At 69.3% G+C, this 21,703-nt stretch carries 22 protein-coding genes; 10 read left to right on the forward strand and 12 right to left on the reverse strand.

The genetic code is table 11. The annotated features are described in order from the left end of the window. The first annotated feature begins 3 nt into the window (after positions 1–3). From OG876_RS14855 to OG876_RS14870, 4 genes are all read left to right on the forward strand, one after another. Positions 4–672, forward strand: a complete 669-nt coding sequence (locus OG876_RS14855) for a DUF4190 domain-containing protein (protein WP_328525433.1) — start codon at positions 4–6, stop codon at positions 670–672. A 16-nt stretch (positions 673–688) separates the two neighbouring features. After that, on the forward strand, positions 689–1,663 hold the full coding sequence (locus OG876_RS14860; RefSeq protein ID WP_328525434.1) for a DUF4190 domain-containing protein: 975 nt from the start codon (positions 689–691) through the stop codon (positions 1,661–1,663). Positions 1,664–1,765: 102 nt separating this feature from the next. Then, a complete protein-coding gene (locus OG876_RS14865; RefSeq protein ID WP_328525435.1) occupies positions 1,766–2,794 on the forward strand; it encodes a PSP1 domain-containing protein in 1,029 nt (342 codons plus the stop codon). Beyond that, positions 2,791–4,329: an alpha/beta hydrolase gene (locus tag OG876_RS14870; protein WP_328525436.1), complete on the forward strand. Its 1,539-nt coding sequence runs from the start codon at positions 2,791–2,793 to the stop codon at positions 4,327–4,329. Before OG876_RS14865 ends, OG876_RS14870 begins: the two co-directional genes overlap by 4 nt. On the opposite strand, the gene OG876_RS14875 is transcribed toward OG876_RS14870, so the two are convergent. Next, positions 4,326–4,955, reverse strand: coding sequence for a hypothetical protein (locus OG876_RS14875; protein ID WP_328525437.1), 630 nt, complete (start codon positions 4,953–4,955; stop codon positions 4,326–4,328). The two genes, OG876_RS14870 and OG876_RS14875, sit on opposite strands and share 4 nt — an antisense overlap. 112 nt (positions 4,956–5,067) lie before the next feature. On the opposite strand from OG876_RS14875, the gene OG876_RS14880 reads away from it, so the two are divergent. The 3 genes from OG876_RS14880 (at position 5,068) to OG876_RS14890 (ending at position 7,800) form a co-directional block, all read left to right on the forward strand. Further along, entirely contained in the window at positions 5,068–5,412 is a 345-nt protein-coding gene (locus OG876_RS14880) for a sterol carrier family protein (RefSeq protein WP_328525438.1), read from the forward strand. A gap of 120 nt (positions 5,413–5,532) precedes the next feature. After that, a complete protein-coding gene (locus OG876_RS14885; RefSeq protein WP_328525439.1) occupies positions 5,533–6,819 on the forward strand; it encodes an MFS transporter in 1,287 nt (428 codons plus the stop codon). Between the two features lie 12 nt (positions 6,820–6,831). Continuing rightward, the gene (locus OG876_RS14890) at positions 6,832–7,800 is read left to right on the forward strand and encodes a hypothetical protein (protein WP_328525440.1); all 969 of its coding nucleotides are present in this window, start codon (positions 6,832–6,834) and stop codon (positions 7,798–7,800) included. A 5-nt stretch (positions 7,801–7,805) separates the two neighbouring features. Here the strand turns inward: OG876_RS14890 and pdxR are convergent, their stop codons facing one another. Then, positions 7,806–9,392, reverse strand: coding sequence for a MocR-like pyridoxine biosynthesis transcription factor PdxR (pdxR, locus tag OG876_RS14895; RefSeq protein WP_328525441.1), 1,587 nt, complete (start codon positions 9,390–9,392; stop codon positions 7,806–7,808). Positions 9,393–9,420: 28 nt separating this feature from the next. Between pdxR and OG876_RS14900 the strand changes: the two genes are divergently transcribed. The 3 genes from OG876_RS14900 to OG876_RS14910 are packed head-to-tail and all read left to right on the forward strand — an operon-like array spanning position 9,421 to position 11,884. Further along, the gene (locus OG876_RS14900; RefSeq protein ID WP_328525442.1) at positions 9,421–10,221 is read left to right on the forward strand and encodes a methyltransferase; all 801 of its coding nucleotides are present in this window, start codon (positions 9,421–9,423) and stop codon (positions 10,219–10,221) included. After that, positions 10,218–10,361, forward strand: a complete 144-nt coding sequence (locus tag OG876_RS14905; protein WP_328525443.1) for a hypothetical protein — start codon at positions 10,218–10,220, stop codon at positions 10,359–10,361. The genes OG876_RS14900 and OG876_RS14905 overlap by 4 nt, the downstream gene beginning before the upstream one ends. A gap of 32 nt (positions 10,362–10,393) precedes the next feature. Beyond that, the gene (locus OG876_RS14910) at positions 10,394–11,884 is read left to right on the forward strand and encodes a CYTH and CHAD domain-containing protein (protein WP_328525444.1); all 1,491 of its coding nucleotides are present in this window, start codon (positions 10,394–10,396) and stop codon (positions 11,882–11,884) included. Between the two features lie 94 nt (positions 11,885–11,978). On the opposite strand, the gene OG876_RS14915 is transcribed toward OG876_RS14910, so the two are convergent. The 10 genes from OG876_RS14915 to OG876_RS14960 all read right to left on the reverse strand — a co-directional run bounded on the left by OG876_RS14915 (position 11,979) and on the right by OG876_RS14960 (position 21,632). Then, positions 11,979–13,610 (reverse strand): solute symporter family protein, encoded by a 1,632-nt coding sequence (locus OG876_RS14915; RefSeq protein WP_328526912.1) that lies wholly within the window; start codon positions 13,608–13,610, stop codon positions 11,979–11,981. 11 nt (positions 13,611–13,621) lie between these two features. Beyond that, complete coding sequence (locus tag OG876_RS14920; RefSeq protein ID WP_328525445.1) at positions 13,622–13,954, reverse strand: DUF485 domain-containing protein; 333 nt, start codon at positions 13,952–13,954, stop codon at positions 13,622–13,624. Between the two features lie 189 nt (positions 13,955–14,143). After that, entirely contained in the window at positions 14,144–15,670 is a 1,527-nt protein-coding gene (locus OG876_RS14925) for a sodium/solute symporter (protein ID WP_328525446.1), read from the reverse strand. Between the two features lie 14 nt (positions 15,671–15,684). After that, positions 15,685–16,065, reverse strand: a complete 381-nt coding sequence (locus OG876_RS14930) for a hypothetical protein (RefSeq protein ID WP_328525447.1) — start codon at positions 16,063–16,065, stop codon at positions 15,685–15,687. Between the two features lies 1 nt (position 16,066). Continuing rightward, positions 16,067–16,816 (reverse strand): LytR/AlgR family response regulator transcription factor, encoded by a 750-nt coding sequence (locus OG876_RS14935; protein WP_328525448.1) that lies wholly within the window; start codon positions 16,814–16,816, stop codon positions 16,067–16,069. 59 nt (positions 16,817–16,875) lie between these two features. Continuing rightward, complete coding sequence (locus OG876_RS14940; protein ID WP_328525449.1) at positions 16,876–17,067, reverse strand: hypothetical protein; 192 nt, start codon at positions 17,065–17,067, stop codon at positions 16,876–16,878. Positions 17,068–17,126: 59 nt separating this feature from the next. After that, on the reverse strand, positions 17,127–18,341 hold the full coding sequence (fdhA, locus tag OG876_RS14945) for a formaldehyde dehydrogenase, glutathione-independent (RefSeq protein ID WP_328525450.1): 1,215 nt from the start codon (positions 18,339–18,341) through the stop codon (positions 17,127–17,129). Between the two features lie 195 nt (positions 18,342–18,536). Continuing rightward, positions 18,537–19,670, reverse strand: coding sequence for a histidine kinase (locus OG876_RS14950; protein WP_328525451.1), 1,134 nt, complete (start codon positions 19,668–19,670; stop codon positions 18,537–18,539). Positions 19,671–19,687: 17 nt separating this feature from the next. Next, a complete protein-coding gene (locus OG876_RS14955; protein ID WP_328525452.1) occupies positions 19,688–20,425 on the reverse strand; it encodes a metallophosphoesterase family protein in 738 nt (245 codons plus the stop codon). A gap of 55 nt (positions 20,426–20,480) precedes the next feature. Beyond that, positions 20,481–21,632, reverse strand: a complete 1,152-nt coding sequence (locus OG876_RS14960) for a hypothetical protein (RefSeq protein WP_328525453.1) — start codon at positions 21,630–21,632, stop codon at positions 20,481–20,483. Between the last annotated feature and the right edge of the window lie 71 nt (positions 21,633–21,703).

The following is a 21,703-nucleotide window of genomic DNA, read 5'->3' on the forward strand; positions in this document are numbered from 1 at the left end:
CCAATGAGCCAGCCGCCCCCTCCGATCCAGCCGGCGCGGCCCTCGCTGCCGCCGGCTGAATCGTGGTTGGCCGGCGTACCGACACCGGCACAGCAGCGGCAGGATCGGTACGCCGTGGCGGCGTTCGTGACCAGCCTTCCGGGCCTGGTCCCGATCGCCCTGGTGCTGGCTGCGATCGCGTTGCGCCGCATCAAGCGGACCGGCGGCCGGGGCAAGCGGCTCGCGTACGGCGCCTTGGCTGTCTGTCTGTGCTGGGTTCTCGCGACCAGCGTCGCGGTCACGCTCAACGTGCTCGGCGAGCGTCGGGCCGGCATCGGCCGGACCGTCGGCATCGCGCAGGTCGCCGTCGGGCGGTGCTTCGACGCGGACCTGGAGGCCGCAGCCCTGCGGGTGGTGCGGATCGCGGACTGTGCGGTTCCGCACACCGGGGAGGCGTACGCGAAGGTCCGCGCCAGTCTGACCGGGCTGGCCGCCGACCAGACCCAGACGGTCGCGACCCAGCAGTGTGCGACCGCGTTCAACGCCTTTGTCGGGAAGCCGTACGAGAGGTCCGAACTGGACATGTACTACGTCGTCCTGGAAGATCGTGCTGTTGCTGATGGCAACGTCCTGTGCCTGCTCGGAATGCCGGGGATGCGGCTGACCGGTAGCATGCGCGGATCGCAACGGTAGTACTCGCGGGGGAAGAGTGACGCAGCCACCATACGACCCGGACGCGGGCCGCCCACAGGACGCGCCGAGGTCGTTCCCGACCTACGGCCGGCCCGACCAGCCGCACGCCCAACAGCCCGGCACCCAGTGGGCCGCCCCAGGCCAACCGCAGCCCCAGCAGCCACCATCGCCGTACGGCCAACCGCAGCCCACGCAGCCGCAGTACGGCCACGTTGGTGGGCAAACGCCATACGGGCAGTCCGCTGCGCCGCCGCCGTACGGCCAACCTGCTGGGCAGGCGCCTTACGGGCAGCCGCAGTATCCGGCGGCGTACGGCCCGGCGCCCTATGGGTACGGCTATGGGTATCCGGGGACGACGGGTGGCACCAACGGGCTGGCCACGGCGGCGCTGGCGACCGGCATCGGCGGGATCTTCTTCGGCCTCGCCGCCCCGGTGGCGATCGGCCTGGGCATCGCCGCCCTGGTCCAACTCAAGAAGCGCCAGGAGACCGGCAAGGGAATGGCGATCGCCGGCCTGGTCATCGGCTCCCTGACCACCATCGGCTACCTCGTCCTCTTCGGCGTCCTCATCGCGATCGGCTCGACCGTCGACGACACCTCCAGCGGCTCCGAGCCCGTCTCGTCGACTCCGGCCGACATCACGTACGTCGAATACCTGGCCGTCGGAGACTGCTTCGACGACGGCGAGGACGACAACGAGGCGATCCGGAAGCCCTGTGCGGAACCGCACGACGCCGAGATCATCGCCGACGTCAAGCTCCCGGACGGGCCGTACCCGGGCGACAAGGGCGTTCGCAAGGCTGCCGACAACACCTGTGCGTCGGAGTTCGGCACGTACGTCGGCACCCCGGCGGACGAGTCCGAGCTCGAATTCGTGTACTGGTCACCCGATGAGAGTCTGTGGAACCACAACGACCGACTGGTCGTCTGTGCGGCGTACGGACCGGACGACGAACCGCTCACCGGGAGCGTGAAGGGCACCCACCGCTAGGCACCCCACGCGTGCGACGCAGGCAAGAAGGCGTCGGGTGAGTAGGAGCGCGCATGGGTGGAGCTGGCTTCTGGCAAGTACGCTGGCGCGGTGGGCATGGTTATGGCTGTGTCGTTCGAGCGTTACGGGCGGCTCTATTACCTGGACCCCGGCCCGCATCGTCCGCGTGTCGGGGACAAAGTGCTGGTTCCGACCGATGACGGTCCGGAGGTGGCGGAGTGCGTGTGGGCGCCGCAGTACGTCACCGAGGAGATCGGCGGGCTGCCGCTCTGTGAGGGTATTGCCACGGCCGCGGACCTGGATCGCGACGAGCAGAACCGGCAGCGGCGCGCCGACGCGCGGGTGATCGCGAAACGGACGATCCGGCAGCACGGTCTGCCGATGAAGGTGGTCGGCATCGACTTCGTCGACCGCCGCGCGGACGTCGATCAGCTCGTCATCGTGTACTTCTCCGCCCCGCACCGGGTCGATTTCCGCGAGCTCGTGCGGGATCTGGCCAGGGCGCTCCGGGCGCGGATCGAGCTGCGCCAGGTGGGTGCGCGCGACGAGGCCCGGCTGCAGGGCGGGATCGGGCCGTGCGGGCGGGACCTGTGCTGTGCGACCTTCCTGAAAGACTTCGAGCCGGTCAGCGTGCGGATGGCGAAGGACCAGGACCTGCCACTGAACCCGTTGAAGATCTCCGGCGCGTGCGGGCGGCTGATGTGCTGCCTGAAGTACGAGCACCCGCTGTACCAGGAGTTCAACGCGAAGGCGCCGGCGGCCGGGACGCAGGTGGAGACCCCCGCGGGTGATGGAGTGGTGGTCGGGCACAACGTTCCGAGCGACACCGTGGTGGTCCGGCTGGCGGCGTCCGGCCGGCGGTGCGCGTGCAGCCGCGCGGACGTGTGCTCGCCGCGGCAACAGTACGAAGCCTCCAGTACGACGACCTCCGACGCACCACTGCCCGAGGACCTGGCCGACGTCGTACCGGCCGAACCCGGGGTCACGGACACACCAGCAGCCCAGACGGCGGCCGAGACGACACCAGCTGGAACGGCGGCCGAGACGACGGCGCCCGAGGAGCGGCGGCCACGCAAGCCACGGCGCCGGCGCCGACTGCACCACGAAGACGAGGGAGAAAGCTCGCAGTGAGATTCCGCAGGACAACGGTGCTGGTGGCAGCCCTGGCGGTACTCGTGAGTGGGTGTGGGGTGGCGAGCCGCGCGCAGGATGCGGGTGACGGTACGACGACTGGGACGGGGGCGAACCCGCCCAAGGGGCCGGTCGGGCCGATCCCGGCCGGGCTGGAGAAGTTCTACCAGCAGCAGCCGGACTGGCAGCGCTGTGGCTCCAACCAGCAGTGCGCCACGATCACGGTGCCGCTGGACTACACCAAGCCGACCGGTCAAACGATCGAGCTGCGGGCGCGGAAGGTGCCGGCCAGGGACCGGGCCGGGAAGATCGGGACGTTGTTCATCAACCCGGGCGGGCCCGGTGCCTCCGGAGAGAAGTTCGCCGCCTCGGCCGGGTTCGTGCTGGGCTCGTCGCTGCTGCGGAAGTTCGACGTGATCGGCTGGGATCCGCGCGGGGTCGGGCAGTCGACGCCGGTGCGCTGCCTGGACACCGCGCAGATGGACAAGTTCATCGCGACCGACGGCAGCCCGGACACCGAGGCCGAGATCACCGACCTGAACAACGAGGCGAAGATCCTCGCGGACGGCTGTGAGCAACGGTCCGGCGAGCTGCTGCCGCACGTGTCGACCAAGGATGCCGCGCGCGACATCGACGTACTGCGGGGGATCGTCGGCGACCCGGAGCTGTACTACCTCGGCTTCTCGTACGGCACCTACCTGGGCGCGACGTACGCCGAGCTGTTCCCGAAGAACGTCGGCCGGCTGGTGCTCGACGGCGCGGTCGACCCGTCGAAGACCGCGAAGCAGAACAACATCGCCCAGGCGAGGGGCTTCGACACCGCGCTGGACGCGTTCGCGGAGGACTGCGCCCAGCGGTCGTGCCGGCTCGGCAGCAGCAAGGCCGAGGTGCTCGCGAACATCGACAAGCTGATCAACGACAGTGACGCGACCCCGCTGCCCGGCGACGGGAAACGCGAGGTCACGCAGGCCCTGGTGCTGCTCGGCGTGCTGTCCTCGCTCTACCTGAAGCAGCTGTGGCCGCAGCTCGAGGACGCGGTCCTCGACGGCCTGGCCGGGAACGGCGCTCGCCTGCTCGCGCTGGCCGATCAGTACACCGATCGCGAGCCGTCGGGGTACTCGGACAACGCCAACGAGGCGATCTACGCGGTCAACTGCCTAGATCGCCCGGACATCACCGGGGTCGCGGAGGCCAAGGCGGAGATGCCGGAGTACGAGGCGGCCTCGCCGCGGTTCGGGAGCGCGCTGCTCTGGGGCTCGCTGCCGTGCGCGAACTGGCCGGTGAAGGCCGAGGACAAGCCGCACACGATCAAGGCGGCCGGTGCGAAGCCGATCATGGTCGTCGGCACCACCCGCGACCCCGCGACGCCGTACGAATGGGCCGTCGGGCTCGCGCACCAGCTGGAGAGCGGCGTGCTGATCACCCGCGACGGCGACGGCCACACCGGCTACAAGCAGGGCAATCCGTGCGTGGACAACGCCGTGGAGAGCTACCTGCTGCAAGGTACGGCGCCGACCGCCGACATCAAGTGTTAGTTCGGCCGGGTGTCGCCCGCTGAGGGCGGGAGCTGCAGCGTGTCGGTGGCGTGCTGGAGGATGGCGCGCAGGCCGGCCTCGTCCTGCGGGCGCCCGCCGACGGTGATCTCGACCGCGGAGCTTGTGCCGCCGTCGGTGGAGATCCAGCGGGACAGGCCCATCCGTGGGCCGCGGGTCTGATCGACGTACGTGTAGATCAGCGTGCCGTTGTCGCGGCTGATCACCTTGAGGTTCTTCTCGTCGATGCTGCGGGCGCGGTCGTTGACCAGCTCGTCCGGGGACTGCTTGCTGCCGCGGGTGTCGAACCGGAGCTGCCAGACGCCGGTCGGGTCGAGGAACCGCGGCCGCGTGCCGGCCTGGGAGCTCTTCCACCCGGTCGGGACCTCGGCCGACACCGGTGCGTCCGCGCTGCCGAAGGTCTGTACGACGTACTGCAGGGAGTCGGGCTGGAGCCCGTCGGTCCGGGCCGGCGTGCTCGAGGCGGGTTGACTGTTCACGATCCCGGCCGGGGTGTCGTCACCTGCCAAGGGATTGCCGTTGAAGGCGAGCACCGCGCCGAACACGGCCACGCCGACGGTCATTCCCGCCAGCGTCATCAGCAGCGCCTGGTGCCTGGGCGTGAGCATCCCGACCTCGCTTCCCTCTCTCCCGGCCGATTATCCCCGACAAGAGGGGCGTCTCCGCAATCGGCCGCTACGGATGAGCACAAACTTCATCGCGGCAGTACGCTGACACGTCGTGAGCACGCACGACCCCGCATTTCACCAGGCCCTGCAGCGATATGACGCCGGTACGGCGGAACGCGCCGACCTCAAGCTGCTCACCAAGCAGCTGCTGAAGCTGCTGGTCGAGAAGGCCCCCGGACACGCGGTCGAGGTGCGGGTCCCGCCGTACGGCGCGGTCCAGTGCATCGAAGGGCCGCGGCACACCCGGGGTACGCCGGGCGCTGTGGTCGAGCTCCCGCCCGAGCTCTGGATCGACCTCGCCCTCGGCCGCGTCGCCTGGGCCGATGCCCGCCAGTCCGGCAAACTCCGCGCCAGCGGCGAACGCACCGACCTGAGCGCCCTGCTGCCACTGGCCTGAGAGCGCGACCATCCCAGCCGGCACTGAGCCGCGGCACCCCCAGGATGCCGCGGCCGCGTGCGTCTCACGGTAGGGACACATCGGTTCTTCCCCGGCGATCGGAGCTGGCACTATGTGCCAGTGGCAGCAAGTGTCCGCGCGTGGCTGGCCCGGCTCCGTGTCGATCTGACCCCGTGGCACAGCTCTCGCGACTACCGCATCCTGCTGGTGTCGGGATCGGTCTTCTTCCTCGGCGGCATGTTCGGGTACGTCGCGCTGCCGTACCAGCTGTACCAGCTCACCGGCTCGAATTTCGCCGTCGGCGCGATGGGCCTGGTGACGATCGCCCCACTCGTCGTCTTCGGCCTGTACGGCGGTGCCCTCGCGGACCATGTGGACCGCCGGAAGCTGCTGATCGGCACCGGCATGGCGCAGGTCCTGATCTGCGCGGCACTGCTCGGCAACTCGTTGCTGGACCAGCCACAGGTGTGGCTCATCTACGTCTGCGGCGCGCTGAACGCGATCGCCACCTCCCTGCAGCGGCCGAGCCGGGAGGCCCTCCTCCCACGGGTCGTGCGGCACCAGGAGATCCCGGCCGCGGTCGCGCTCAGCTCGCTGACGATGCAGGTCGGCCAGCTCGCGGGCCCGGCGCTGGCCGGCCTCCTGGTCGGAGCGGTCGGCGTGACCTGGGCGTTCGCGGTCGAGCTCACCGGCCTGGTGCTCGCGACCGCGCTCTACCTCGGCCTGCGCCCGTACCGGACGAGTGAGCACAGCACGCCGCCGAGCCTGCGCGCGATCGGCGGCGGGATCGTGTACGCGTTCCGCCGCCGGGACCTGCTCGCCACCTACCTGGTGGACATGGTCGGGATGTTCCTGGCGATGCCGATCGTGCTGTTCCCGGCCTTCGCCACCGAGATCCTGCAGCAGCCGAAACTGCTCGGTCTGCTCTACAGCGCCGAGGCGATCGGGGCGATGTGCGCCAGCCTCACCAGCGGCTGGGCGAAACACGTCCACCACCAGGGCCGGGCCGTCGTCCTCGCCACCATCTGCTGGGGTGCCGCGGTCGGGATCGCCGGGCTGGCGCCGAACATCTGGTTCGCGATCGCGTTCTTCGCCGTGGCCGGTGCCGCCGACATGGTCTCGGTGCTGTTCCGGTCGGTGATCTGGAACCAGACGATCCCGGACGAGATGCGCGGCCGGCTCGCGGGGATCGAGATGCTCGGCTACTCCCTCGGTCCGCTCGGCGGCCAGGCCCGGTCCGGCCTGGTCGCGGACCTCACCGGTGTCCGGGCCGCGATCGTCAGCGGTGGCGCCCTGTGCGTCGTCGGCGTGATCGGGACGGCGGCCTGGCTGCGCGAGTTCTGGCAGTACGACGCTCGCACCGACGAACACGCGGTCCGCGAAAGGGAACTACGCACAGCCAGTTAAAGTCTTGTCATCATGCGTATCCGCCTTGTACTGATCGCCGGCCTGCTGGTCGTCGCGGGGTGCAGTGGTCCGGGGCAGGAGGATGCCCCGAACGTCCCGCCGCTGGTCTCGGTCAGCACCGCGCCTACCGAGACCCCGTCGGAGACGCCGTCCGAGACCCCGAGCGGTCCGGCCACCTCCAAGGTCGCGGACACGCTGTGTGTGCGGATGGATCAGTCGCTGGTGCAGTCGACGCTCACGGTGCCGGTGGTGCAGATCCAGCCCAAGGCGATCCCGGCCGAGTTCGGGTTGCCGACGTACGACGTCTGTCAGCTCGGTCTCAGCACCAGTCCGAACGGGCCGGTCCTGCGGGTCGGGACTTCGGTGCTCCCGGCAACCAAGGCGACGCTGGCGGCGACGCAGAAGGCCTATGCTGCGACGAATGGCGAAAGGGCCAAGCCCGTGGTTGTGGGTGAGGGCGGCTACGGGACCAGCACGTTCGTGGTGTTCTTGCTGGACGGGCGGTTGTACAAGGTCAGCGGACCACCGGCGACCCTGGCGAAGTACGTCGTACTCGGGCAGGAAGTGGTCCGGCAGGCGCCCGGGTTGCCGGAGGCGCAGCCGTTGATCGCGCGGCCGGACTGCGAGCGCGGATCGTCCGCGGCGGAGAAGGTGATGGGCGCGCCCGCGATGGTCCGTCGGGACGGTCAGACCGCGGTCGGTGACCTGGTCTGTGGCTGGGTGAACCCGACGAGCGTGCTGTCGACGTCGGTACGGCGTACTCCGAACGCGGAGGCGTTGATGGTGCCGATCCGGAAGGCCGCGACGTCGCAGCCGATCCCGCTCGGCGACGAGGCGTACGTCGACACCGCGACCGGGCGCACCACGATCCGGGTCGGCGACGACAAACTGGTCGACCTCGTCCCACTGCCGGCCCGGCCGATCGACCCGGACCTGATGACGGTCTTCGCCCTGGCGATGTCCCCGCTGTACACCCGCTGAGGTGCCTACCTGACCTCGGCGATGATGGCGATGGCCTCGGTGATCTCGGTCGGGGTGCGGGCGGCGTACCCGAGGACGAGGCCGGGGGCGTGCGGGAGTTGGCAGTGCCAGGAGAGGGGGTGGGTCTTGACCCCCTTGTGGAGCGCGGCTGCGGCCAGTTCGACGTCGTTGGACGAGTCGTCGAAGGTGATGGTGAGGTGCAGGCCGGCCGCGGCGCCGTGGACGGTTGCTGTGGGCAAGTAGTTGCGGACGGCGTCGACCATGGCGTCGCGGCGGGTCCGGTGCCGGCGGCGGAGGAAGCGCAGTTGGCGTTCGAGCTCGCCGGACTCCATCAACTGGGCGAGGGTGAGCTGGGGGAGCGCGGCGTTGCCGAGGTCGGCCAGGCGCTTCATGCCGATCAGTGCGTCCTTGTGCTGCGGTGGCGGCAGCATCCAGCCGATCCGAAGCGAGGGCGCGAGCAGTTTCGACACGCTGCCTGCGTAGATGACCTGATCCGTGAGCATCGCGCGCAGAGCGGGAACTGGGGGACGGTCGTACCGGTGCTCGGCGTCGTAGTCGTCCTCCAGGATCAGCCCGCCGTCGGCGGCCCATTGGATCAGTTCACGCCGCCGTTCGCCCTCCAGTACGACGCCGGTCGGGAAGTGGTGCGCGGGAGTCGCCATCACGACGCCGGCGCCGGACGCGCGGAGCAGGTCGACCCGGAGGCCGTCACCGTCGACCGGGATCGGGGTCGTGGTCAGACCCCAGTTCTGCAGGTGCTGCCGGGAGCCGAGCGAGCCGGGGTCTTCGACGGCGATCTCGGTGATGCCGCGGTCCTTGAGGACCTGTGCGACCAGGCCGATCGCTTGCGAGACGCCTGCCACGATGATCAGGTCATCCGGGTCCGCGGCGACGCCGCGGTTGCGCGCCAGCCAGTTCGCGACTGCCCGGCGCAGTGCCGGCGTTCCGGCTGGGTCGCCGTACCCGAATGCGGATGACTCCAGGTCGTTCAGCACTGTCCGCTCGGCTCGCAACCAGGCGCTCCGCGGAAAGGCCGCTAGATCCGGCACCCCGGGCGTCAGATCGATCCTGGCCGGCGCGGCCCGCAAACTGTCGAACACATCTAAACCAGGCTGCTCGACAACCGCCCCCTTCCCATCCCGCCGCGCCCGAAGGCCACGGCCTTCGGTGGGAGTTCGCCGAGAGCCGTCCACCTCCCCAGCATGCTGCGCGGCCGCGCCGCCGGCGCGGTGCTCGGGCGGTGCGGTGGTGGTGAGGGGAGCGGCGACGACGGTGGTGCCGGCTCGGGCTCGGGCGGTGATGTGGCCGTCTTCGGTGAGGCGTTGGTAGGCCTCGGTGACCACGCCTCGGGAGATGCGGAGCTCGGCGGCGAGGACGCGGGTCGCCGGGAGGCGGGTGCCGAGGGGGAGGCGGCCGTCGGAGATGGCCGCGCGGAGGCGGTCGGTGAGCCAGTCCGCGAGGCCGCCCGCGGGTGCGTCCGCCGGATTCAGCTGCAGGAAGTCGGCTCCGGCCAGGCCCTCGGGACCGGTCGGCGGCGTACCGGCGGCCGATCCATTGGACCTGTCACTTTGGCTCGGATTGGACCTGTGCACCGGACCATTGTGGCGGCACCGTGGAGTTATGGGAACCGACTACGTGCACGGCTACACGCCGGCGGAGACCCGCCGGCTGGCGGACCAGGCGCAGACCCTGGCCGATCTTCTCCACGACGGCACCAGCTACCCGGCAGGGAGCCGCGTCCTCGAGGCGGGCTGCGGGGTCGGCGCACAGACGGTGCAACTGGTGACCCGCAGCCCCGGCATCGACCTCGTCTCCGTCGACATCTCCGAGGAATCACTCGCGCGAGCCAAGGCCCGGGTCGCCGCGATCGCACCGGACGCCCGAGTCGACTGGCGGCACGCGAATCTGCACGAGTTGCCCGCGGAGGAGTTCGACCACGTCTTCCTGTGCTTCGTCCTCGAGCACCTGCCGGACCCGCACGCCGCGCTCACCGGACTGCGCCGCCTGCTCAAGCCCGGCGGCACGATCACCGTCATCGAGGGCGACCACGGGTCAGCCTTCTTCCACCCGCGCAGTACGGCGGCGCAAGCGGTGATCGACTGCCTGAGCGACCTCCAGGCCGAGACCGGCGGCGATGCGCTGATCGGCCGGCGCCTACAGCCGTTGCTCAAGGACGCGGGGTACGACGACGTCCGCGCCTGGCCGTGCACCGTGTACGCCGACGAGACGCTGCCGCACCTGGTCGACGGCTTCACCCGCAAGACCTTCATCGCGATGGTCGAGTCGGTCCGCGAACGCGCCATCGCCGCCGGGATGCGGACGCCGGTCGAGTGGGCGTCGGGCATCCGCGACCTGGAGAACGCCGCGGCGTCCGGTGGCACCTTTCACTACACGTTCTTCAAGGCGGTGGGACGAACATGATCACGTTGCTGGCGCTCGTCGTACTGATCTGCCGGGGGCTCAACCGCAACCAGCGGCGGCAGCTCCGGCCGACGTCACCCAACGGCGTACCGGACCGGGATGTGGAGCGTCTCATCGAGGACCTACGAGCGCTCAGCTGACCAGTTCATGAATTCCTGGTAAACAAGGGAGTATGGCGCCTACCGAGCAGCTGGAGATCGAGACCAAGTACGACGTCGGCGACGACGCGAGTCTTCCGGCGCTGCGCGAGCTGCCCGGAGTCGCGAGGGTGGCGCGACCGGTCAAGCTCGACCTGGAGGCGGTGTACTTCGACACCGCCGGCCTGGACCTGGCTGCGAACAAGGTGACCTTGCGCCGGCGCACCGGCGGCGAGGACGACGGCTGGCACGTGAAGTTCCCCCAGTCGGATGACGAGCGGCTGGAGGTCCATCACCCGCTCGGGCGGGCCGTTCGGAAGGTGCCGGTCGCGGTGGTTCGCACCGTGCGGGTGCACGTCCGCGATCAGGAGCTGATCCCCGTCGTCACGCTGAACACCAAGCGAGTCGTCCATCGGCTCATGGGCGAGGACGGCCAGGTTCTCGCCGAGCTCGCTGACGACCGCGTCACCGCGACCGTCGAGGGTGGTGAGCCCGAGAGCTGGCGGGAGTGGGAGGTCGAGCTCGTCAACGGGGACGAGGCGTTGCTGGAGGCCGCGGACGAGGCGCTGCGGTCCGCGGGCGCCCAGCCGGCCGCTGGTCCGAGCAAGCTCGCGCGGGCGCTCGGCGACCGCGTGCCGCCGCCCGAGTCGTTGGAGCTGCCGAAGAAGCCCAGGACCTCGGACGTGTTCCGCGCGTACGCCGGTGCCCAGGTGCAGGCGATCCGCGAACGCGACCCCGAGGTACGGCGGGATGTCCCGGACTCGATCCACAAGTTCCGGGTGGCCACACGGCGACTGCGGTCGGCACTGGCGACGTACCGGCCGGTCGTCGATCGTGCGGCCGGTCACCTGATCCGCGTCGAGCTCAAGTGGCTGGCGGGTGAGCTCGGAGCAGCGCGGGACGCCGAGGTTCAGCGTGAGCATTTCGCAGCGGAGGTCGCCGAGCAGCCGGTCGAACTGGTGATGGGCCGCGTCGCCGGCCGCATCGACGACCATCTGCGCGGGGTCTACAAGGCCGGCCGGGCGGGCGCGCTGGCCGCTTTGGAGAGCGAGCGCTACTTCCGCCTGCTCGAAACGCTGGACGAGTTGATCGCCAAGCCGCCGCTGACCGATGAAGACCGCAAGGCCGCCAAGCAGCTCCCCGATATTCTCGACCACGACTGGCGCCGGATGCGCAAGGCTGTCCGCCGCGCCGAGTCGGCCGAGACCAGCGCTGAGCAGGACCATGAACTCCACGAGGTCCGCAAAGCCGCCAAACGACTCCGGTACGCCGCCGAGTCCGCCGTACCCGTCCTGGGTGACGAAGCGGGCGCTCTGGCCACCCGCGCCGAGGAAGTCCAGGAAGTCCTGGGCGAACATCAGGACAGCGTCGTGTCCCGCGACCTCCTCCGCGAGCTCGCCGTCCAGGTTCAACTCGACGGCGGCAACACCTTCACCTTCGGCCGCCTCCACGCCGCCGAAGAGTTCCGCGGCATCGGCTCCCGCGACGCCTTCTTCGAACTCTGGCCCACCTTGCAGTTCGGCTGAACGAGAGACGGACCCGGCGAGGTGCCGGGCCCGTCTCTCGGGGTGGGGCTGTCAGGCAGGTTCGCGTCGAGTCAGCAGGGCCTGCCTGACAGGTCTAGTGCTGCACCGCCTTCTCGGCGCCCGCGCCGGTGAGGGAGCGGACCTCCATCTCGGCGAACTTGTCGACGTCGACCGGCTCCTTGCTGGTGACCGTGCCGAGCCAGCCGAGGAAGAACGCCAGCGGGATCGAGACGATGCCGGGGTTGTCCAGCGGGAACCAGTGGAAGTCGATCGAGGTGTCGGTGATCATCGACAGGCTGGCGTGGGTCTTCGCGTCCACCTTGCCGGAGACGACCGGGCTGAACGCGATCAGGATGATCGCCGAGCCCAGACCGCCGTAGATGCTCCACAGCGCGCCGCGGGTGTTGAACCGCCGCCAGAACAGCGAGTACAGGATGGTCGGCAGGTTCGCACTGGCCGCGACCGCGAACGCGAGCGCCACCAGGAACGCGATGTTCTGGCCGTTGGCGAAGATGCCGCCGACGATCGCGACCAGGCCGATCACCACCGCGGTGTACCGGGCCACCCGGACCTCGCCGTCGCCGCTGATCTGGCCCTTCTTGATGATCGAGCCGTAGATGTCGTGGGCGAACGACGTACTCGCGGTGATCGTCAGGCCGGCCACCACCGCCAGGATGGTGGCGAAGGCGATCGCGGAGATGACACCGAGCAGCAGCTCACCGCCGAGCTCGAACGCCAGCAGCGGTGCGGCCGAGTTCGCCTTGCCCGGCGCGGCCTTGATCCGGTCCGGGCCGACGATCGCGGCGGCGCCGTACCCGAGCACCAGGGTGAACAGGTAGAAGATGCCGATGATCCAGATCGCCCAGCTGACACTGCGCCGGGCCTCCTTGGAGTTCGGCACCGTGTAGAACCGCATCAGTACGTGCGGCAGACCCGCCGTGCCGAGCACCAGCGCGAGCGCCAGTGAGATGAAGTCCAGCTTGCTGATCCCCGTTGCGCCGTACTGCAGACCCGGGTTCAGCAGCTTCTCGCCGGCGGCCGGGCTGTTGTCCACGGCCGCACCGAGCAGGCTGGACAGATTGAAGGTGTACTTCGCCAGCACCCAGAGCGTCATGATGCCCGCGCCGATCACCAGCAGGACGGCCTTGATGATCTGCACCCAGGTGGTGCCCTTCATGCCGCCGACCAGCACGTAGGTGATCATGATCGCACCGACCACCGCGATCACGATGCTCTGCCCGGTCCGGCCGGAGACACCGAGCAGCAGCGCGACCAGACCCCCGGCGCCGGCCATCTGCGCCAGCAGGTAGAAGAAGCAGACGCCGAGGGTCGAGATCGCGGCCGCCATCCGGACCGGCCGCTGCTTGAGGCGGAACGAGAGGACGTCGGCCATCGTGAACCGGCCGGTGTTCCGGATCAGTTCGGCGACCAGCAGCAGGGCCACCAGCCACGCCACCAGGAAGCCGATCGAGTAGAGGAAGCCGTCGTACCCGTTCAGGGCGATCGCGCCCGCGATGCCCAGGAAGGACGCGGCGGACAGGTAGTCGCCGGAGATCGCGATGCCGTTCTGCGGGCCGGTGAAGGACCGGCCGCCGGCGTAGTAGTCGGCCGCGGTCTTGTTGTTCCGCGACGCCCGCAGCACGATCGCCAAGGTGGCGACCACGAACAGCGCGAAGATGATGATGTTGACGGTCGGATTGCCGATCTCGGTTGCCAGCGGCAACATCAATGGGGCGGTCACTGCTCGGCTCCCTCGATCTGGTGGCGCAGCTTCTCGGCGTCCGGGTCGAGCCGGCGGTCGGCCCAGCGGACGTAGATCAGCGTGATGGCGAACGTCGACACGAACTGACCGAGGCCGAACAACAGGGCCACGGTGATGTTGCCGGCGACCTTGTGCGACATGAAGTCGTGCGCATAGGCGGCGAGCAGGACGTAGACGAAGTACCACACCAAGAAGAGTGCGGTCATCGGGAACACGAAGTTGCGGAACCGGCGACGCAGTTCGGAGAAGTCCGGGGACATCTGGACATCTCGGTACGTCGTCAGGTCCGGTTCGCGAGTGTCACTCATCGCGTGACCTCCAAACGGGGGGACGAGGCCGGGCGGCTTGGACCGGCAGGGGCTGCTGCTGCTCGTACTGTGGTCCCGGTCACGTCGCACCGACAGCATCCACACGCATCGAGCGCTCAGCGGACCACACCAGTCGGCCGGTGGATCACCCACCTGCGCCAAGCGGTAGGAATCACACGACGAGCGGTCTCATCGGGTGGGAAGGCCGCGGTCGACGTCGACTGCTTCGGGGGTGTGGAGGCGGACCATGCTGCGGGCGGTGCCGGCCGGGATGCGGTCCGGGGTGAGCTTCGAGACCACGATCACGGTCAGGAACGCGAGCGGCATCGTCCACGCCGCCGGCTGGCCGACCAGCGCCCGCGGCCAGCCGCCGTGCGGTGCGCCGACCACGTTCACCAGGGCCGCCGCGCTCGCCGCGATGCCGCCGACGACCAGCCCGGCCGCCGCACCGGTCGTCGACATCCGCCGCCACCAGATCCCCAGCACCAGAAGGGGACAGAATGTCGACGCGGCCACGGCGAACGCGAGCCCGACTGTGTCCGCGAGACTCAACGCACCGGTCACCGTGAACGCCAGGTACGGCACAGTCATCGCCAGTAGCGCCGCGATCCGGAAGCTGTTCACCGCCACGTAGTCCCCACCGGTCCACCGATGCAACCGGCTCCGCAACAGGTCCTGGTCGATCACTCCGGCGATCGCGACCGTCAGCCCGGACGACGTCGACAGGAACGCCGCGAACGCCCCCGCCGCAACCAGCGCACCGAGCAAATCCCCTGCTGTACCAGGCAAAACCAGTCCGGGCAGCTTCAGTACGACGGTGTCCGCGCCACTGCTCACCAGGTCAGGCGCGAACGACCGGCCGAGGACGGCGTACATGGGTGGGAACAAGTAGAAGAACCCGAGGAGCGCGAGTACGACGACCGTCGTACGGCGTGCTGCCCGTCCGTCCGGGTTGGTGTAGAACCGCACGAGCACGTGCGGAAGGCCCATCGTTCCGAAACAAAGGGCCAAGAGCAACGAGTACGTCGCGTACAACGGATGGTCGCGGCCGCCGGCCCGGGACAGCGGCTCGGCCCATTGCGCTGCCGCACCGTGCAAGGAGCCGAGTACGCCGACCGGTTGGTGCCAGACGACCAGGATGACGAAGATCGGCGTGGCGAGCGCGGTGAGTTTCAGCCAGTACTGGAAGGCTTGCACGAAGGTGATCGAGCGCATGCCGCCGGCGGCGACGTTCATCACCACGATCACCGCGACGATCGCAGCCCCGACGTATGGCGGCGCGCCGGTGACGGTCTGCACGGCCAGTCCGGCTCCGTGCAGCTGGGGCAGCAGGTAGAGCGTGCCGATGCCGACGACCAGGCCGGAGCAGATCCGACGGACCAGCGGGGACTCGAAGCGGGTCTCGGCGAAGTCGGGCAACGTGTAGGCGCCCGAGCGACGCAGCGGGGCGGCGACCAGCACGAGCAGCATCAGATAGCCGACGGTGTACCCGACCGAGAACCACAGCATGTCGGCGCCGTTCACCAGCACCAGGCCCGCGACACCGAGGAACGACGCTGCCGACAGGTACTCACCACTGATCGCGGACGCGTTCCAGCGCGGGCTGACCGCGCGGCTGGCGACGTAGAAGTCGCTGGTGGTCCGCGAGATCCGCAAGCCGAACAGACCGATCCCGATCGTTGCCACGATCACCAATCCGATCGCGGTCAGGCTCATCGCCGGAGACATGGTCACTGCCGCCCGACGAACTCGGTGAACTCTGCCTCGATCCGCTCGGCGTTGCGGACATAGATGCGCGCGGCACCATAAACGACGGGATAGATCGCGATGCCGAGCAGCACCCAGGGCAACGGCAGACCGAGGACGGACAGCGTGCGGGTCGGCGGGACCAGCCAGAACAGCAACGGGATGCTGCCGAGGACGAGGAGGACGCCGCCGATGACGGCGAGCGCAAGTCGTAGTTGGGACTGGATCAGCGAGTGCATGTAGATCTCGCCGAGCCGGGTCTGCTCGTCGATCTCGCGCGTACCGGTCGGGATGATGGGCCGGCGGGCGGCGCTGGTCCGGGGGCTCGTGACCCGGACCCGTCGCGGGCCTTCCGGCGTACTCACCTCATCCGCGCAGGGAGGTCGAGCGGACCAGGAGGTCGCGGAGTTCACGGGTGTGGCGGCGGCTGACCGGGAGCCAGTCGTCGCCGACGCGGACGGCGCAGCGGCCGCCGTCGACGCGCATCTCGTCCACGTGGGCGAGGGCGACCAGCGTGCTGCGGTGGATCCGGGTGAAGCCGGCGTCGCGCCAGCGTTCCTCGAGTGTGCTGAGCGGGATCCGGACCAGGTGTGAATTCTGGCCGGTGTGCAGGCGGGCGTAGTCCCCTTGCGCCTCGACGTACCGGACCGACGAGCGCTTCACCCATCGGGTCACGCCGGCCAGTTCGACCGGGATCGTCGCGTCCTCGGTCTCCTCAGGTGTCTGCAGCGCGGACGGTGCGCCCGCGGTGACGACCCGGCGAACAGCCTCGGCCAGTCGCTCGGCCCGGACCGGCTTCATCACGTAGTCGGCCGCCTGGAGGTCGAACGCGGCCACCGCGTGTTCGTCGTACGCGGTGACGAACACGATCTGCGGGTGCGGCTGGCGGAACTTGGACAGCACCCGGGCCAGGTCGATGCCGTCCAGGCCCGGCATCTTGATGTCGCAGAACACGACGTCCAGGTCCGTGTCGTGCAGGATCTTCAGCGCGTCCGGTCCGTTCGACGCCGTCTTGATCTGGCCGATCCGGGGGTCGCGCTCGAGCAGGTACACCAGTTCGGCCAGGGCGGGCTCCTCGTCGTCCGCGACCAGCGCGCGCAGCGGAGTGTCGGCCATGCCGTCACCCTACGGCGAAGCGTGCACCCCTGAGGAGTATTCGGGCCGGCTCGCCTTGCTCAGGACAGCATGTGCGGAGCGTGGTCGGGCTTGTGTTCCCATCTGAGGCGGCTCGAGCCGAAGCCCGCAGCATGTACGCCGTCGTGGCCGCGCGGCCGACGGCAGTAGTAGTACGGCGAGTAGAGGTCTCGGCAGGAGTCCTGGTACGACGTGTAGGCGAACTCGAGGTCGAGTCGGCTGTCACTGGTCATGAGGGGCTGCTCCAGGGGAACGGGAGCGAGGCCGCGACCCGCTCCCATCCACCGGTCGGCTACTTGATCATGCCGTGGGGGTCGAGCACGTACTTGCGCGCCGCACCCTTGTCGAAGTCCGTGTACCCCTGCGGAGCCTGGTCCAGCGGAATGACCGTGGCGTTCACGTTCTTCGCGATCTGCGTCCGGTCGTGCAGGATCGCCTCCATCAACTGGCGGTTGTACTTCATGACCGGGCACTGTCCGGTCGTGAAGGCCAGCGACTTGGCCCAGCCGAGGCCGAGTCGGATCGACAGTGAGCCGGTCTTCGCGGCATCGTCGCTCGCGCCCGGGTCACCGGTGACGTAGAGGCCGGGGATCCCGACCGCACCGCCGGCGCGGGTGACGTCCATGACCGTGTTCAGCACCGTCGCGGGGCGTTCCGTCCCGGCGTCGCTGCCGTGGCCACGGGCTTCGAACCCGACCGCGTCGATCGCACAGTCGACCTCGGGTGTGCCGAGGATCTGCTCGATCTGGTCCTTCGGCTCACCCTGCGACACATCGACCGTCTCGCACCCGAAACTGCGTGCCTGCGCCAGCCGCTCCTTCTGCAGATCGGCGACGATGACCACCGCCGCGCCGAGCAGGAACGCCGCCGTGGCCGCGGCCAGTCCGACCGGGCCGGCACCCGCGACGTAGACCGTCGAACCGGTTCCCACGCCGGCCGTGACGGCGCCGTGGTACCCCGTCGGGAAGATGTCCGCCAGCATGGCCAGGTCGCGGATCTTCTCCATCGCCCGGTCCTTGTCCGGGATCTTCAGCAGGCTCCAGTCCGCGTACGGCACCAGCGCGTACTCCGCCTGCCCGCCGACCCAGCCGCCCATGTCGACGTACCCGTACGCCGAGCCGGGCCGGTCCGGGTTCACGTTCAGGCAGACACCGGTCTTCCCCTCCTTGCAGTTGATGCACCGCCCGCAGGCGATGTTGAACGGGACCGATACCAGGTCGCCGACCTTGATGAACTCGACGTCCGGGCCGACCTCGGCCACCTCACCGGTGATCTCGTGTCCGAGCGCCAGCCCGGACGGCGCCGTCGTCCGGCCGCGCACCATGTGCTGGTCGCTGCCGCAGATGTTGGTGGCCACCACCTTGAGGATCGCTCCGTGGGGAATCTGCCGACCCACGTTCGCTGGGTTGACCCCCGGACCGTCCTTGAGTTCCAGCCCCGGGTAGTCGATCGTCTCGACCGCTACCTCGCCCGGGCCCTTGTAGATCACTGCTCTGTTGCCTGGCACGAGCAACTGCTCCCTCCAGGAGGCTCCACCGCAGACCGCCATGGAGCCGCGCGAAACCGCTTCGCAGGCCGCGATCGCCTTCTGTGAAGGCGATCCGGTCGTCGCCTGCCCCGCCCAGGTGAATCCCGTTCCAACGGCGATGCTCCGATGCCATCGGGGAATCGTTTTCGACGCTAGTTCGACCCACCACTACGGTCAACGCGACACCGCGTGTACTCCTGAGGAGTACTTGGGCACTCGGAAAGTCACCTTGGTGCCTGCGTCGACGGCGGTCTCGACGACCAGGCCGTAGGCGTCGCCGTACACCTGTCGCAGCCGGGCGTCGACGTTGCCGAGGCCGACCGAGTCGCTGCCGGACTCGCCGGACAGCGCGGCCCGGATCACCTCGGGGTCACTGCCGGCGCCGTCGTCCTCGACACTGATCTCCGCCTCGTTGATCCGATCCCTGGCGTGGATCGTGATCCGGCCGACGCCGGTCGTACCTTCCAGACCGTGCCGTACGGCGTTCTCGACCAGCGGCTGCACGACCAGGAACGGGATCACCACCGGCAGCACCTCGGGCGCGATCAGCAGCGACACCTTGAGCCGGTCGCCGAATCTGGCCTGCTCCAGCACCAGGTAGCGCTCCACGTTGCGCAGTTCGTCGGACAGTGTGGTGAACTCACCACCGCGCCGCAGCGCATACCGGGAGAAGTCCGCGAACTCGAGCAACAGCTCACGCGCCCGCTCCGGATCGGTCCGGACGAACGACGCGATCGCGGCCAGGGCGTTGTAGATGAAATGCGGGCTGATCTGCGCCCGCAATGCGCGCAGCTCGGCCTCCATGGCGCGAGTGCGTTCCTTGTTGAGCTCCGCCAGCTCGATCTGACCGGAGACCCAGCGGGCGACCTCTTCAGTCGCTCTGACCAGTGCAGCCGACGTGCGGATGCTGTACGCGACCAGTACGGCGACCACTCGCTCCTCGGTGACGATCGGCGCGACCACCGCCGTACGGATCGGGCATTGCGGATCGCCACAGGCCACGTCATGTGCGCCGAGCACCGCCGTACGTCCGGACCGCAGTGTTGGGGCCGCTATGGCCTTCGCGTCACCACGATGGTTGCTCTCGTAGGGTCCGCCGACGCCGTCCCATGCCAGTACGCCGGAGGAGTCGCAGATCGCGATGGCCGCCGTACCGAGGAGGTCTCTGAGGTGGCGGCTGGCCTTACCCGCCGCTGCGGGCGTCAGACCCTCGCGCAGGTGCGGAGTGGCCAGCGAGGCGGTATGCAAGGTCGCATACGTCGCCTTGTCAGCCGGAGTCCCGAAATGCTTCCGCCGCCGCGCGAACATGCCTCGACGGTAGCTGTTCAACCCTCCGCACGTGGTCTGAACGCTTCCAAGGCCTCGGTGTCGGAGTAGGTGTTCAGCAGATACTCGTCCACCCAGGCGCGGCGATCCGGGAACGCCGACTCGGCAACGATGCGCTCCGCAGCCTTCTCCGCGTCGAGTGGTGCACGCCGCAGCTGCACGCCATCCGGAGTCAGCAGAGCCCAGCTCGGCCCGGGAGCGCCGTACGGCATGCCGACACTGCCGGCGTTGACCACCAGCCGCCGATCGACCTGCCGGGCGAACGGCATGTGCGTGTGCCCGCAGACGATTGTCCGGATGTCTGCAGGCACGCCGTCGAACACCGTGGCCCACCGGGAGATCGGGCTGTCCACCAGCACCATCTCCTCGTCGTCGCGCGGCGTCGCATGGCAGAACATCGTGTCCCCGATCGTCACCGTGGTCGGCAACCCGGCCAGCAACTCGACCTGGTCCGCCCGCAACTGCTCAGCAGCCCAGGGACTCACCGCATCCGGCGCCTCGCGGTCGAACGCACCCCGGGCCATCTCCACCAGCTCCCGATCGGCATTCCCCCGAACCCACACCACCCGCTCACCCAACTCCGTGAGCAAGTCCAGGGTCTCCACCGGCTGCGGCCCGCTGGCGATGTCCCCCGCCAGCACGATCACATCAGCCGCCAGCACGTCCTCCTCGGCCAGCACTGCCTCCAACGCCGGCAATACCCCGTGCACGTCAGCCAGCACCGCTATGCGCTCCATGGCGTCAGTCTGCCCTCAAACCCCTTGCATCACAGGGCTATCTGCTCAGGGCAGATCAGCTGCCGATCAGGAGGTTGCCCTTGGCCGGCGGCGTGGCGAGTTCGCACGTGCCGGTCGTGATCGTGCAGCGGATGATCGAGGCGGGGGTCTCTTCGCCGTCGTCGGCCAGGATCAGCAGGTGCTGGTCGTCTTCGGGGACCGTCTGCCGGAAGACCCCGGACCATTCGTGCAGCAGGGCGCCAGTCTTGGCGTCCAACGCCGATGCGACGCCGCTGCCGTACCCGTCCTCGTAGAACGGACCGCCGAAGGCGGTCGAGCCGTCGAGGGTGAACCCGTGGATCTGGTAGTCGCAGGTACGCCAGAGCCGCTTGCCGGTCGCGACCTCGACGACGGTGGAGCAACTGTTGTAGTCGGTCAGATTGCTCAGCGACGCGGCGAGCTTGCCGTCGCCGGTCAGGGCGGTCGCCTTCGGCACGGTCTTGATCGCGGTCGCCTTCGAGGCACCCGGGACCCACTCGTACAGGGTCCAGGTGAGGGCGCCGTGCGCGGACTCGGCCCGGAAGTAGACCTTGCCGTCGACGTAGCCGAGCGGAACAGGATCCCAGACGTCCGGCAGGGTGAGCTTCTGGACCGATTCCTGCTCCGCATAGATGACGGCACCCGGCGTCGAGTCACTCTCCGCGGATCTGCGCAGGGCGACATAGGCGGCGGCCCGGCCGTCCTCGGTCGTCACGATCCTGGTGACATCCGGGGTGTGCCGGAGCACCTTGCCGCTGGAGTCGTCGATCGTCAGCATCTCCGTGTCGGTGCCCTTGCTGACGACGGCCAGCACCGACTGGTTCAGGCGGGCGACATCCTGGATGTCCTCCGTGCCCGGGATCTTCACGTCGCGGCCGGCTCCGCCGCGGACCGTGCGGCCGGACAGGTAGGTGACCTGCGGGGCTCGGCCCTGGGTGAGCTTGGCGAGCTCGACCTTGGTCTTGAGCGGACCGGACCTGGACGGGGTGGGCTTCGCCGTCGGGGTGCTCGATGGGGTTGCGGACGGAGTGGGCCTCGGGGTGGGGGACGGCGTACCTGAGAGCGGGGCGGCGTTGGCCAGGGCGTTGTCTCGGGGGCCCTGGCGGTAGGCGAGGGCTCCGCCGATGGCTATGGCGGCCACGGCGACGGCCGCGACGAGGGCGATCAGGCGCCCGTTCTTCTGCCGCATCAGCGGACTCCTAACGTCATGACCCGAGCACCGTTGTGACGCACCAGGACGCCGGATTGTTTGCTCCGGCG

The organism is Kribbella sp. NBC_00359, assembly GCF_036097425.1.
Taxonomy (GTDB): domain Bacteria; phylum Actinomycetota; class Actinomycetes; order Propionibacteriales; family Kribbellaceae; genus Kribbella.

What these genes read in the sequence shown, in the direction of transcription:
- OG876_RS14855 (WP_328525433.1), top strand. Translation starts at nt 4, where the DNA reads ATGAGCCAGCCGCCCCCTCCGATCCAGCCGGCGCGGCCCTCGCTGCCG.
- OG876_RS14865 (WP_328525435.1), top strand. Translation starts at nt 1,766, where the DNA reads ATGGCTGTGTCGTTCGAGCGTTACGGGCGGCTCTATTACCTGGACCCC.
- OG876_RS14875 (WP_328525437.1), bottom strand. Translation starts at nt 4,955, where the DNA reads ATGCTCACGCCCAGGCACCAGGCGCTGCTGATGACGCTGGCGGGAATG.
- OG876_RS14890 (WP_328525440.1), top strand. Translation starts at nt 6,832, where the DNA reads ATGCGTATCCGCCTTGTACTGATCGCCGGCCTGCTGGTCGTCGCGGGG.
- OG876_RS14900 (WP_328525442.1), top strand. Translation starts at nt 9,421, where the DNA reads ATGGGAACCGACTACGTGCACGGCTACACGCCGGCGGAGACCCGCCGG.
- OG876_RS14905 (WP_328525443.1), top strand. Translation starts at nt 10,218, where the DNA reads ATGATCACGTTGCTGGCGCTCGTCGTACTGATCTGCCGGGGGCTCAAC.
- OG876_RS14910 (WP_328525444.1), top strand. Translation starts at nt 10,394, where the DNA reads ATGGCGCCTACCGAGCAGCTGGAGATCGAGACCAAGTACGACGTCGGC.
- OG876_RS14915 (WP_328526912.1), bottom strand. Translation starts at nt 13,610, where the DNA reads ATGTTGCCGCTGGCAACCGAGATCGGCAATCCGACCGTCAACATCATC.
- OG876_RS14920 (WP_328525445.1), bottom strand. Translation starts at nt 13,954, where the DNA reads ATGAGTGACACTCGCGAACCGGACCTGACGACGTACCGAGATGTCCAG.
- OG876_RS14925 (WP_328525446.1), bottom strand. Translation starts at nt 15,670, where the DNA reads ATGAGCCTGACCGCGATCGGATTGGTGATCGTGGCAACGATCGGGATC.
- OG876_RS14935 (WP_328525448.1), bottom strand. Translation starts at nt 16,816, where the DNA reads ATGGCCGACACTCCGCTGCGCGCGCTGGTCGCGGACGACGAGGAGCCC.
- OG876_RS14940 (WP_328525449.1), bottom strand. Translation starts at nt 17,067, where the DNA reads ATGACCAGTGACAGCCGACTCGACCTCGAGTTCGCCTACACGTCGTAC.
- OG876_RS14950 (WP_328525451.1), bottom strand. Translation starts at nt 19,670, where the DNA reads ATGTTCGCGCGGCGGCGGAAGCATTTCGGGACTCCGGCTGACAAGGCG.
- OG876_RS14955 (WP_328525452.1), bottom strand. Translation starts at nt 20,425, where the DNA reads ATGGAGCGCATAGCGGTGCTGGCTGACGTGCACGGGGTATTGCCGGCG.
- OG876_RS14960 (WP_328525453.1), bottom strand. Translation starts at nt 21,632, where the DNA reads ATGCGGCAGAAGAACGGGCGCCTGATCGCCCTCGTCGCGGCCGTCGCC.